Source organism: Flavobacterium gilvum (genome assembly GCF_001761465.1).
Taxonomy (GTDB): Bacteria; Bacteroidota; Bacteroidia; order Flavobacteriales; family Flavobacteriaceae; genus Flavobacterium; species Flavobacterium gilvum.
The window spans coordinates 3,787,038-3,800,510 of the sequence record NZ_CP017479.1 but is presented as its reverse complement, the minus strand read 5'-3'; the positions used below and the strand labels follow the sequence as shown (position 1 = coordinate 3,800,510).

The 13,473-nt window shown below is 37.3% G+C and carries 9 protein-coding genes and 1 other RNA gene; 6 read left to right on the top strand and 4 right to left on the bottom strand.

Translation table 11 applies throughout. The features are described from left to right. Nucleotides 1-30 precede the first annotated feature (30 nt). Both EM308_RS15460 and EM308_RS15455 read left to right on the top strand, forming a co-directional pair. Nucleotides 31-855 (top strand): sialate O-acetylesterase, encoded by an 825-nt coding sequence (locus EM308_RS15460; protein ID WP_035639257.1) that lies wholly within the window; start codon nt 31-33, stop codon nt 853-855. A 10-nt stretch (nt 856-865) separates the two neighbouring features. Next, nucleotides 866-2,782, top strand: coding sequence for a right-handed parallel beta-helix repeat-containing protein (locus EM308_RS15455; RefSeq protein WP_051877860.1), 1,917 nt, complete (start codon nt 866-868; stop codon nt 2,780-2,782). A 214-nt stretch (nt 2,783-2,996) separates the two neighbouring features. On the opposite strand, the gene ssrA is transcribed toward EM308_RS15455, so the two are convergent. After that, nucleotides 2,997-3,393: a transfer-messenger RNA gene (ssrA, locus tag EM308_RS15450) on the bottom strand. Nucleotides 3,394-3,567: 174 nt separating this feature from the next. Then, nucleotides 3,568-4,779, bottom strand: a complete 1,212-nt coding sequence (locus tag EM308_RS15445; protein WP_035639260.1) for a serine hydrolase domain-containing protein — start codon at nt 4,777-4,779, stop codon at nt 3,568-3,570. 361 nt (nt 4,780-5,140) lie between these two features. Between EM308_RS15445 and EM308_RS15440 the strand changes: the two genes are divergently transcribed. Beyond that, nucleotides 5,141-6,343 (top strand): NAD(P)-dependent oxidoreductase, encoded by a 1,203-nt coding sequence (locus tag EM308_RS15440; RefSeq protein ID WP_035639262.1) that lies wholly within the window; start codon nt 5,141-5,143, stop codon nt 6,341-6,343. A 93-nt stretch (nt 6,344-6,436) separates the two neighbouring features. On the opposite strand, the gene fumC is transcribed toward EM308_RS15440, so the two are convergent. Further along, nucleotides 6,437-7,822: a class II fumarate hydratase gene (gene fumC / locus EM308_RS15435; protein ID WP_035639264.1), complete on the bottom strand. Its 1,386-nt coding sequence runs from the start codon at nt 7,820-7,822 to the stop codon at nt 6,437-6,439. A gap of 422 nt (nt 7,823-8,244) precedes the next feature. Beyond that, nucleotides 8,245-10,956, bottom strand: a complete 2,712-nt coding sequence (locus EM308_RS15430) for a M16 family metallopeptidase (RefSeq protein WP_035639267.1) — start codon at nt 10,954-10,956, stop codon at nt 8,245-8,247. 399 nt (nt 10,957-11,355) lie between these two features. Between EM308_RS15430 and EM308_RS15425 the strand changes: the two genes are divergently transcribed. From EM308_RS15425 to EM308_RS15415, 3 genes are all read left to right on the top strand, one after another. Then, nucleotides 11,356-12,264 (top strand): DnaJ C-terminal domain-containing protein, encoded by a 909-nt coding sequence (locus tag EM308_RS15425; protein ID WP_035638438.1) that lies wholly within the window; start codon nt 11,356-11,358, stop codon nt 12,262-12,264. A gap of 33 nt (nt 12,265-12,297) precedes the next feature. After that, a complete protein-coding gene (locus tag EM308_RS15420) occupies nt 12,298-12,591 on the top strand; it encodes a chaperone modulator CbpM (protein ID WP_051877834.1) in 294 nt (97 codons plus the stop codon). A gap of 99 nt (nt 12,592-12,690) precedes the next feature. Beyond that, entirely contained in the window at nt 12,691-13,473 is a 783-nt protein-coding gene (locus EM308_RS15415) for an MlaE family ABC transporter permease (RefSeq protein WP_035638442.1), read from the top strand.

Sequence of the window (13,473 nt, the reverse complement as noted above, 5' to 3'; positions counted from 1 at the left end):
ATTAATTACCAAATTAGAACCAACTATCTTATGCGTATATTATTAGTATTCGTTTTTATTACATCTTTTTTTAGCAAAGCAAATGCTCAATTACAAGAACCAACTGCTGCTGACACAACAAGGCTGGTCAATATGGCTAATTTGCAACAGGATGGCAAAACAATGATTGCACTCACATTCGGGCAATCCAATGCGGCCAACCATGGACAAAATCCGTACACGCCACATAATGCTGCAGTTTATAATTATTATAAGGGCAAATTATATGCTGCCAAAGACCCCTTGTTTGGTGCCACCGGAAATAAAGGAAGTGTATGGCCCCGATTAGGAGACATGTTGATTGACAAAGGTCTTTATACAAAAGTGATTTTTATTCCGATTGCAGTGGGTGGTTCTGAAATCGCTTGCTGGACAAGTGGTGGTTGTTCCAAAAAACTGGAAGAAACCCTTCAGATGTTGGAAAGCCAACACATTCAACTCACCCATATCTTTTGGCATCAAGGAGAAACAGATAACCTCAAAAACACTTCTGAGGCACTATATAAAGAACAGCTTGCGATGATTTTGCAAACCTTGCGAAAAACGCAATCTGCAGATTTGTATATATCGATTGCCTCTTATCATCCGGGTGCGACTACCAAACCATTGGGTGTAGATAACGTTATTCGAAAAGCGCAACAATCGTTTATCAACGAAAATAAAGCCGTACTGCAAGGTCCTGATACCGATACGTTAATTCATGCTATTCACAGATATGATGGTGTACATTTTTCCGATTTCGGTATGAATGCTTTTGCTGAGTTGTGGTTAAAAGCGATTGTTAATAAAAGTGAAAAAGGCTTGCCTTTAAAATAAATCATATAAAATGAGAAAAATTATAGATTGGGTAAATCCCCTGAGACTTATTGTTGTTGTATTCTTGATAACATCTCCCGTTGTAGCACAAAGTTCGAGAAAGATTAGTAATGTTAAAGGCAAAGAATATCACGTGTCTGTGAAAGGAAGTGATGAAAATGAAGGCTCTTTGAAAAAGCCTTTTAAAACCATTATGGCTGCCGCCAACAAAGCCGCGGCCGGAGATATAATAACTGTTCATACAGGAATTTATCGTGAAACGGTTGCTCCACCGCGTGGTGGCGAATCTGCATCAAAGCGAATCACCTATCAGGCAGCCAAGGGAGAAAAAGTCATTATCACTGGTTCTGAACCCGTGACTGGCTGGACTAGGGAGCAAAATGATACATGGAAAGCTGTTATCCCAAACACCTTCTTCGGAGGCTACAATCCTTTTGGTGATTTGATAACCGGAGATTGGTTTCACTCGCCGGAACGTACAACTCACACTGGTTCAGTCTACCTTGATGATCAGTGGCTCAAAGAGGCCACAGCTCTTGATCGGGTTCTCAAACCAGCTGAGGGTAATCCGTTATTCTTCGCTGAGGTCGGTTCAGAAAATACAATCGTTCACGCCCAGTTTCCTGGCAAGAATCCAAACCAATCTCAAGTTGAGGTAAATGTTCGCCAGACAGTTTTCTATCCTACAAAGAACTTTATCAACTATATTACCGTCCGTGGTTTTATCCTGCAAAATGCCGCACCAAACTGGGCTCCGCCTACAATTGAGCAAAAAGCAATCATCGGAACTAACTGGAGTAAAGGTTGGGTTATCGAGGAGAATCTCATTCGCAACTCTGCCTGTTCTGGTTTGTCTTTAGGTAAGTACGGTGATGATTGGGGTAATAACGGCCCTGGTTACAAGGATTGGAATTTGACTATTGAACGCGCTTTGGGGAAAGGCTGGAACAAAGATTCCATCGGTCACCACTTAGTGCGTAACAATGAAATTCGAGAATGCGACGAAGTAGGTATTGTTGGTGCTTTTGGTGGCGCCTTTAGTATTATCGAGCGCAATCACATTCACGATATTGCAGTGCGGAACCTCTACGGTGGTGCGGAAATTGCGGGCATCAAATTTCATGGTGCGGTAGACACCTACATTCGTGACAACTGGATTCATCACTGTCTTCGTGGCATGCATCTGGATTGGATGACTCAAGGCACTCAAATCACGGGTAATCTCATGCACAATAACCAAGCGAAAGCTTCTGGAAAAGTAGGTTTCTACGAAGCGGGAGACGGACAAGATATTTTTCTTGAAGTCAATCACGGTCCTTGTCTCGTTGCCAACAACATCCTCCTATCAGGCCAATCGGTCTTCAATGCCGCCCACGGAACTGCTTTCGTGCATAACCTTATGCGTAAAGTCGATCCATCTTTCGAGCGTTGGCTTCCACGAAAAACGCCCTATTTAGTTCCTCATGGCACAGCGATTGTTGGTCAATACGACAACCGAAGTGGAGATGATCGTTTCATCAACAATATATTCATCGCTCCCTCGACGCTTAAACACTACGATACTACTTCGCTGCCAATGGCGATGGAAGGAAATGTCTTCACTAAAGGTAGCCTCCCTTCGACACAGGAGACAAAAGCACTGCTAGACTCAAGTTTTGACCCCAAGCCTACCATTGAAATCAGAGATGGGCAAGCCTGGCTCCGTCTTTCTTCCAACCCTGCGTGGTCGACAGAACAAACGAGACGTCTTGTAACTTCGGAGATGCTTGGTAAAGCTATTGTTCCGCAACAAACGTTCGAGAACGGAGATGGTACTCCATTGCGCATTGATACTGATTACTTTGACAAAAAACGTAAAGTAACCAATCCTTTTCCTGGTCCTTTCGAATTACCTGCGAATGGAGAAATCAAGGTGTGGCCAAAGTGATGCCTTGGGAGAGTTAACTGAAAAAGGGATTGCACAAATTAATTGAATATTCGAATATCACTGTATAAAATATGTTTTGCAAAATGATTTCAAATAAACTTTCTGAGACCTACTATTTTATAGTGCTTTAAAGTATTTTTGGTCGAAATTCATAAATACAAAAAAGCCTGTAAATCTTAGGATTTACAGGCTTTTGATTTCATTTAAAATGAATTTGTGGAATCGCCGGGAATCGAACCCGGGTCCAAACAAGCAACTAAAGAGCTTTCTACACGCTTATTTCCTGAATGGATTTTCGACGCTGAGTTAGGTCAGGAACAACCGCTCTTTGCTTAGCTTCTTAATTTTCGAAACCCACCCGAAGCTTGTGGAAATCTAGGTTTATCTTTACGATTTACCTTAATCGACCGCTATAAACCAAAGCTTTCGAGGTAAATCCTGCTTTCCTACCTTGTAGGACGAGGCTAATCTTACTATAATTCAGATTATGCAGCAAGAGCGTAGTTTCCTTCGCCGTGTAAAAAGTTTGAGACCTTTTATTTGCGAGAATTATCCCAGTTCTCGACGTGCTTACTTTTCAATTCGACTTGCTGTCAAAACCAGTCGACCCCATTTATTATATTGGATTGGAGTTCCAAATATTCTGCAAATGTAGTTTATTTTATTGGCAATGTCAATAATCAATTACAATATCAAATCTGGTCAAAGATAAAATGCAAAATCTACAGTCTAACATCTTTATTCTTTATTCTTTATTTTGAAATCAAAAATCAAAAATCTGCAATCTACTCAATATCTTTTACCTTAAATGGATAATCCCCAAACAGTACAGATAGTTTTCTAACCGCATAAGTGCTTCGGTTGAATTTATTGGATAAGGCAATTATCGTCACATTTTCATCTTTTAGAGGAATATATGATGAGGTAAAACCGTGCCACCAACCGTTATGGTAATAAAAATTCTTGCCATTTTCCCAATTAATCATTCGGATACCCAATCCGTAATTTCTAGTACCTTTTCGTTCATTACTGTATCCTGTATAGACTTGGGCTAACAAATCAGGTTCCAAAAAAGAAGGTGAATTTCTAGCTCTGTCAAATTTCAGCAAATCTCTTGGAGTCGAGTAAATGTTTTTGTCACCATAAATTTTATCGAGATAATCAATGCCTATTTCAACTCTGTTGGCTTTGTAGGATGGTGCCACATTATGTTTGTCTTTGTCAAAATCAAGAACAAAAGTATGAGTCATTCCAAGTGGTTTAAAAATAATTTCGGCCATTGCATTTCGGTACGACATTTTGGTAATTTTTTCGATAATCAAAGCCAACATGGCATAATTGGTATTGCAATACGCAAATCGAGTACCTGTTTTTTGTTCCAAACCAATGTTTTTTGTTCCCATAATGGTCAAAATATCTTGGTTGGTCAGCGTATTGTGTCTGTCCCAAACACTTTTATCACGATCTGTAAAATAGGCATAATTACGCATTCCGCTTCTGTGATCAAGCAACATTCTCACCGTTACTTCCGGATAGGGAAACTCTTTAAGATAATCTGTAACTTTTTTATCCAAATCTATTCTTTTGGCATTTACCAATTTCAAAACAGCTGTTGCAGTAAGCACTTTACTTACAGATGCAATATGGATTGGAGTGTCGGCCGTTATCGGAGTCTTATCTCTAAGATTTGCATAACCTTCATATTTTTCGTAGATAATCTGTCCGTTTTTGGCAACAAGAAAACTACCGTTCATACTATTGTTAGGCCAGTTTCTATTGTAAAAAGAGTCTATTTCTCTGTGTTTCTCATCTATATAGGAGGCAGTGAGTTTTGGTTTTTCGTTTACCAAAGGTTTCATTTTAGGTAATACGTTTGCAGGAAGATCTGCGTCTTTTATTTCCTTGTTTTCGGCCTGTTTAATGTCTTTTTTACATGAGCCCGTCAGTATGTTTATGAGCAGTAAATTTAAAATAATTGTTTTTTTTGTCAGATTCATTTTCGTGGTGCTAGAAAAGCAAATATATAGAAACAAAAACTTTTGATTTACTGTTTTTTTCAAATTTTAACTTTTTTTTCAAAGCATTTTTTATTTGTTTGGCGATCAGTATAATTGGTAACATTTAAGTATGTTATTGTTGGTTTTTAATGCTAAATATTTGGATTATCGAGTGCTTATGATGCCTAATTTCTTCCTTTCTTTTTTATTGTTTTATTATTATTTGCCTAGTTGCGTTGTCTAAAAGGTTTCTTTAGAGTATTTTTATCACCTTGTTGAATTAATTCTAAAAAACGGAATTATTTCAAATGATAATGTTATTTTTGTAACAAAACATGTTAATAAAGTTGAATATTTAAAAATGAAATTCGGAATCCTAAAAGAAAGAAAAAATCCACCCGATAGAAGAGTTGTTTTTTCGCCTGATGAATTGGCCAAAATAAAGCAGAAATACCATGATTGTACCATAAGAGTTGAAAGTTCGGATAGCCGTATTTTTACCGATGTACAATACCAAGGTATGGGGATAGATGTTACCAATGATGTCAGCGATTGTGATGTTCTTTTTGGTGTAAAAGAAGTACCGGTAGATGATTTGATTCCGAATAAAACCTATTTCTTTTTTTCGCATACAATAAAGAAACAACCTCATAACCGAAAGTTATTACAGGCTATTTTAGAAAAAAAAATATACCTGTACGATTATGAAACTATTGTTAATTCTCACAATTATAGATTAATTGGTTTTGGTAGATATGCAGGATTTGTTGGAACTTACAATGCTTTTCGTGCTTTTGGAATAAAATTCGAATTGTTTAAAATGCCAAAAGCCGAAACACTTTCTGGGAAAGATGCATTGATTACCCATTTAAAAAGGTTGATTTTACCTCCATTAAAAATTGTGGTTACCGGCACGGGAAAAGTGGGGAATGGTGTCAAAGAAATTTTGGATGCCATGAAAATTAAGGAAGTTACTCCCGAAAATTATTTGAGTAAAAAATATACTCAAGCAGTTTATACCCAATTGGATGTTTTGGATTATAATAAAAGGAAAGATGGCCAAGTTCTTGATTTTACAGATTTCCATCATAATCCATCCGAATATGTTTCTGATTTTGAGCGATTCACAAAGATTTCAGATATTTATATCACCGGACATTTTCATGCCAATGAAGCTCCGGCAATTTTGACCCGAGAAATGCTTCAGGCAAGTGATTGCAATATAAAAGTGGTTGCCGATATTTCCTGCGATGTCAATGGATCAATCGCCTGTACTTTGCGCTCCTCAACCATTGCAGAACCTTTATACGGTTATTTGCCAAGTGAAAATAAAGAAGTAGATGTTTTTCATCCTGCTGCAATCGTAGTCATGGCTGTTGATAATTTGCCTTGTGAGTTGCCAAAAGATGCTAGTGAAGGTTTTGGAGAAATGTTCTCAGAACATGTTTTGCCAGCCTTTTTTAATGGAGATAAAGATGGTATCCTCAAAAGAGCCAAAATAACCGAAAACGGAAAACTCACCGAGCGATTCAGTTATTTGCAGGATTATGTAAACGGGGAATAATTGTGAATTATGAATTATGAATTATGAATTATGAATTATGAGTTTTTTAAACTTTACTACCAAACAACTAATAATTCATAACTCATAATTTTCTCAAACCATATCCTCGGGTTTTACCCATTCATCAAATTCTTCGGGGGTTACGTATCCTAATCTTACGGCTTCTTCTTTTAGAGTCGTACCATTTTTATGTGCGGTTTGTGCAATTTCTGCCGATTTATAATAGCCTATTTTAGTATTCAAAGCCGTAACAAGCATTAATGAGTTGTTTACCAACTCTTCGATTCGTTTGTGGTTGGGCTGAATTCCCTGTGCACAATGAATGTCGAATGAGTGGCAGGCATCTCCCAGTAATTCAGCTGATTGCAAAAAGTTGGCCGCCATCATCGGTTTGAAAACGTTCAATTCATATTGCCCTTGCATACCGCCAACAGTGATAGCCATATCATTTCCAATTACTTGTGCACAAACCATCGTCAGTGCTTCGCATTGAGTTGGGTTTACTTTTCCGGGCATGATGGAAGAACCTGGTTCATTTTCAGGAATAAGGATTTCTCCAATTCCAGAACGTGGTCCGGATGCGAGCATTCGGATATCATTGGCTATTTTATTCAGAGAAACGGCCAATTGCTTGAGTGCGCCGTGGGTTTCCACAATCGCATCATGGGTAGCCAGTGCCTCAAATTTATTAGGTGCGGTGACAAATGGATGACCCGTAAATTGACTGATATATTCGGCAACCCTTACATCGTATCCTTTTGGCGTGTTCAATCCGGTTCCTACGGCAGTTCCGCCCAAAGCGATTTGAGATAGGTGAGGTAAAGTGTTTTTAACGGCTTTGAGACCATTATCAAGCTGTGCCACATAACCCGAGATTTCCTGACCCAAAGTCAGGGGAGTGGCATCCATCAAATGAGTGCGTCCAATTTTGACTACTGATTGGAACTTTGTTGCCTTCTTTTCGAGTGTATCTTTTAATTTTTCAATATTCGGGATGGTGTTTTCCACGACTACTTTGTAAGCCGCTATATGCATGGCAGTTGGGAAAGTATCATTGGAAGATTGTGATTTATTTACATCGTCATTGGCTTTTATAAAAGGTTCGTCATCGGTAATGCTGAGTCTTTTTAGCACCTGCGAACGATTGGCAATTACCTCGTTGACATTCATATTACTTTGTGTGCCCGAACCGGTTTGCCAAATCACTAGCGGAAATTCCTCGGTATGCCGTCCAGCAAGTATTTCGTCACAAACCAAACCAATGTAATCCCGTTTATCAACCGACAGAACTCCCAACTCACAATTGGTATAGGCAGCTGCTTTTTTTAGATAGGCAAATCCTTCAATAATCGCTTTTGGCATAGATGCCGGCGAACCAATTTTGAAGTTGTTTCGGGAACGTTCCGTTTGGGCGCCCCAGTATCTGTCGGCAGGAACCTGTACTTCGCCCATCGTATCTTTTTCGATTCTGAAATTCATTTTTTGGATTTATTTAATTGATAAACAATGGTTTGTTTGGATTTGTATAATAAAGTTACTTCTTTTTTTAGTTATAATATGAGTTCAATTATTGCTATTTTTTCTTTTGGGATGATTATAAAAATTCCTAATCTTTCTTTATAGCCCCGATAGCAGTGAAAATCCTTGTGAGTCTCGTCTTTTCGGACGAGACTCACAAGATTGTAACGGATAGCGGGATATATGATTACTAAAAATGCCTAATCTTTCTGCTCCAAAAATTAATAACCGAACTCAAATTAGTAGTAATCGGTCCTTTCCATAAAAAAAGGTATTGATTGCTCAATACCTTTTCTGTTATAATTTGGGTTTTGTTCAATAACCCAAAATATGTCTTTCATCTCAGAAACTTAGAATTTTAGCTTCTTAGTAACTTCCAGAAATTATTTTTTAGCAAAATCCCCGGCATTTATAATTACGAGTTTTTTTGGATCAAAATATTTGACCAAGGCGCTATTTACTTTTTGGACATCCAAGCTTTTAACTTTGGTTTCAAAATCCTGATAGTCTTTAAATGTTTTGCCCAAGTCAATGTTTTCTCTAAGTTGACGAACGATAAATTCATCGGTTCCAAGCATTGTTTGTCTGTTTTGTAACCAAGATTTTAGAGAACTGTCAAATTCTTCTTTAGTGAAACCTTTGCTTATTGCTTTTTGAATTTCTTCGTTTAAGGCAGTTGCCAATTTATCTTTCATTGTAGGATTGTAAAAGGCATAAACTCCCCAATCTCCCGTTGGGTCAATAGCATTTGCCTGAAGATATGAACCGGCACCGTAGCTCAATCCTTCGGTTTCGCGTAAACGTTGCGGAATTCTGGATGAAAGGAATGATCCGCCTCCCAATAATTCATTTGCCATTTCCAAAGCAGGATAATCAGGATTTTTTTCGCCTACGTTTAAATTTATTCTTCCAAATAAAACGGCATTTGTTTTGTCATTTATCTGAATGGTTTTGTCGCTTGATTTTACGTCAAAATATTGTGTTGGAATTCTTTTGTAGGCAACCTTTGGACTCCAGTTGTCCAAAGTCGAACTCAAGAATTTTTTGATCAAATCTTTATCTATACCTCCCACAAAAGATGCAATACTGTTGGATCCGCCATAGAAAGTAGCATAAAAGTTTTTCAGGTCATCGATGGTAATTTTGTCAAGAGTGGCTAGACTTTCATCGATTGTTTCTGTGTAAAAGGGGTGTGTTTTTAGATACAAAGCGATTGTTTTTACCAATTCCTGACTGGCAACTGCTTGAGGTTCGTTTCTTTGAGATTCTAATCCGCTTTTGGCTTCTAATTTTAGTTTTTCAAATTCGGCAACATCAAAAGAAGGGTTTCTTAAAATATCCTGTACCAAGTTCAAAGCATTGCCCAAATTGGCTTTATCGGTGCTGATTCTTACATATAAACCATCAACAGAGCCTACTGTGCTTAGGTTTAGTTTGTATTGGTCAATCTGGTCGTTGATGTCTTTTTTGCTTCTGGTTTTTGTACCTAATTTAAGCATACTTGCTGTTAATTCGGCAATCATTGATTTTTGGCTCAATGATTTTTCATCTCCCATTCGCAATAATAATCGGCCTTCGATTTTATTTCCTTTGGCAGGTTTTTCCAACAAGGCATATCTTCCTCCTGAGGCTAATTTTCCTTCCTCTGTCGCTTTCATAATATTTGCAGCAGAGGCTTCAAAGGTATTGGTATTCGCTTCCATTGCTTTTCCTTTATACCCTTTTACAAGAGGCGCAATATCTTGGGGGTCATTTACTTTGGTTCTTTCGCTGTTTTTTTCTGGTATGAAACGTCCCCAGGTTCTATTGCTTTGTAAATAGTATTTTTTGGCTGCATTTTGAATATCGGCAACTGTTAACGCTTCTATATTGTCTCTATTTATAAAAAATAAACGCCAATCACCAGCCCCGATGAATTCTGTCAAGGCTATGGATAAGTTAAGAGTTTTGTTATACGTGTTTTCAAAATGTTTTAGTAACTCATTTTTGGCTCGTTTTAAATCTTCTTCCGTAAAAGTCATATTGGGAACCGTATTCATTGTTTCCAAAAAGGCCTTTTGAACAACGTTGATATCCTTATCTTTGGCAACGTCACATCCAAAATAACTGAATCCCGGGTCTTTTAGCGGAAGTGTGTACCCATAAACGGTAGTTGATAATTTGGTTTCCACCAATGTTTTATACAGAATTCCCGAAGGATTATTAGTCAATATTGAAATCAAAGCATCATTTGCAGCAAATTCCTTGTCAGAATAACTAGGAGTATGGTAAGCCATACCAATATATTGAAGATCTCCGTTTCTTTTGAGTTCTACAAAACGTTCTCCGTCTTGCACTGGTTCTACAGTATATGTTTTTTCGATTTCAGTTTTTGATTTTGGTATTGGAGCAAAGTATTCCTTGATCCAGGAAAGTGTTTTTTTCTCATCAAATTTTCCTCCTACAATCAAAGTTGCGTTATTGGGCTGGTAATATTTTTGATAAAAAACTTTTAGTCGGCTGGCGGGAACGCGTTCTATATCCTCTTTACTCCCAATAGTAGATTTCCCGTAATTATGCCATAAATAGGCTGTCGAAAGAATGCGATCATTTAATATTCCCGATGGATCATTTTCACCTATTTCAAACTCATTTCGAACCACACTGAATTCGGTATTCAAATCCGATTGAAGTATGGCCGAAGTCACCATTCTGTCTGCTTCCATTTCGAGAGCCCATTTTAAATTTTCATCAGTTGCGGGTAAGGCTTCATAATAGTTGGTGCGGTCATAATAGGTTGTACCATTGGCCTGCGCTCCTTTATCGGCAATTGTTTTTTTGATATCGGTAAATTTTGAGGAACGCTTAAACATCATGTGTTCCAGTAAATGCGCCATACCTGATTCCCCATAACCTTCATGGCGGGAACCAACTCCATATACAATGTTTACAATAACATTGGATTGAGCGGCATCTGGAATCAGTAAAATTTTCAATCCATTAGGCAAGCTGTATTCTTTTATTCCTTCTACCGAAGTGACAAAAACAGGTTCTTGTGAAAATAGATTTGTTACCAAAAAGAAGACAAATAACGCAGAAAGTATTATTTTTTTCATACTATTTTAGATTTGTTGTAAGTTTATATTGTAAAAATAGGCTTTTTTTATGTGGGAAACTTCATTTATTTGAATAAATTTATAAAAAGCTTTTGTTCTATTTGCTTATTTGGAGGCAATTTTTTTGAGTATAAAATTTTATGCTAAAACCAATTAATAAATACGAATTGTTTTTTTTTAAAATTATGATTTATTCTTTTTGATGAGAATGATTTTCAGCAGAGGATTTTCTGTCCTAAAAGTTTAAGGTTTTAATCCTTAAAGTTTTTTTATTTCTATAAATAACTGTTTTAGTGAGAATTGTCATGATTTTTTCTGTGTAAAATACTTAAATTTATAGTGAAATATTTTTTCAATAAAAGGAAATGAAAATACCATCAAATCTAAAATTTCAGTACAATGGCATTTATAGATTATTATAAAATATTAGGTGTTGACAAAACAGCTACGGAAGCCGATATTAAAAAAGCCTATCGAAAATTGGCACGTAAATATCATCCCGATTTGAATCCAAACGACAAAGAGGCCGAGCAAAAATTCAAAGAACTCAATGAAGCCAATGAAGTTTTAAGCAATCCCGAAAACAGGAAAAAATACGATCAGTATGGCGAAAACTGGGAGCATGGCGAAGAGTATGAAAAAGCCCGATCACAACAGCAGTATCAATATACGGGTGGCCAGCAGGGTGGATTTGGAGGCTTTAGCGGATTTTCTGGTGGCGGAGATTATTCGGATTTTTTTGAGTCAATGTTTGGAGGAGGAACCCATAGTGGGAGTCGCAGAAATGTTAGGTTTAAGGGGCAGGATTTTAATGCAGAGCTACATTTGGATTTAAAAGAAGCGTACACCACCCATAAGCGAACCCTCACCATCAACGGAAAAAATATTCGGTTGACCATTCCTGCAGGTGTCGAAAACGGGCAGGTCATAAAAATAAACGGACAAGGTGGAGAAGGAGTGAATGGTGGACCAAAAGGCGATTTGTATCTGACTTTTACTATCGAAAACAATACCAATTTTAAACGGGACAAAGACAACTTGTACACAACAGTCGATTTGGATTTGTACACCGCAGTTTTGGGTGGAGAAATTACTGCAAATACTTTTGAAGGGAAAGTAAAATTAACTGTGAAACCCGGAACACAGAATGGAGCCAAAGTAAAATTGAGAGGAAAAGGTTTTCCGGTTTATAAAAAAGAAGGGGAATTTGGTGATTTGTATATTTCCTATCATGTTGTTTTGCCCACAAACCTTAGCAATAGAGAAAAAGAATTGTTTGAAGAATTGGCGAAACTTAGAGAAAAATAAAGGTTATGTTTCCAAAAATAAAATTGTCGAATTATGAATAAGGATAACTGGATACAACTGCAAACCATTTGCTCACATTATCAGGTTGATGTTTCGTTTTTTACCAATCTTCATGATTTGGGACTTATTGAGATTGAAACGGTGGAGCAGTCGTTCTATATTAGTGAAAACCAAATACACGATTTGGAACGAATTATCAGGATGCATCATGAATTGGAATTAACACCAGAAGGAATTGATGTTGTTTTTAATCTTTTGCAAAAAATAGAACGTTTACAAAAAGAGTTAGTAACTGCCCAAAATAGGTTACGCCTGTACGAAAGTTAGAATAAAAACAGGAGTAATTAATTGGTAATGTAAAGAAAATCAGAGGAATATTTGTAAATTTGGGTAGGATTCTTATTAAAGAATTAATTCTAAAATGGAATGAATAGCGATTTTGGAATCATAGGAGCATTCAAAAAATTTCTTTTCGAAATAGGCGAACTGTCTGATTTTGCCGGACGTTTTTTTGTAGAAGCATCCAAACGCCCTTTTGAATTCAAAGAATTTCTTAGGCAATGTTATAATATGGGCAATCGTTCCCTGCTTCTTGTCGGGGTTACAGGATTTATTATAGGATTGGTATTTACGCTACAGTCCAGGCCAACTTTACAGCAGTTTGGAGCTGTTTCCTGGATTCCTGCAATGGTCAGTGTTTCAATTATCAGGGAGATTGGCCCCATCATAACAGCATTGATTTGTGCCGGACGAATTGGCTCTGGAATAGGTGCCGAATTGGGTTCTATGCGAGTTACTGAGCAGATTGACGCCATGGAAGTTTCTGGAACAAATCCTTTTAAATACTTGGTGGTAACCCGAATTTTGGCGACGACTTTGATGTTGCCTATTTTGGTATTTATTGGAGATGCTGTCGCACTTTTGGGATCCTTTTTGATCGAAAATTTAAAAGGTGACGTTTCCTTGCTGTTGTATTTTACTCAGGTTTTCAATCATTTGGAGTTTTTTGATGTTATTCCATCCACAATTAAATCTTTTTTCTTTGGTTTTGCCATCGGATTGGTTGGGTGTTTTAAAGGATACTATTGCAAAAAAGGAACTGCCGGTGTAGGATTGGCGGCCAATTCGGCGGTGGTATTTTCTTCAATGCTGCTTTTTATTATCGATTTTATAGCGGTTTTTGTTTCCAATGTTTTTTATAATGTCTGA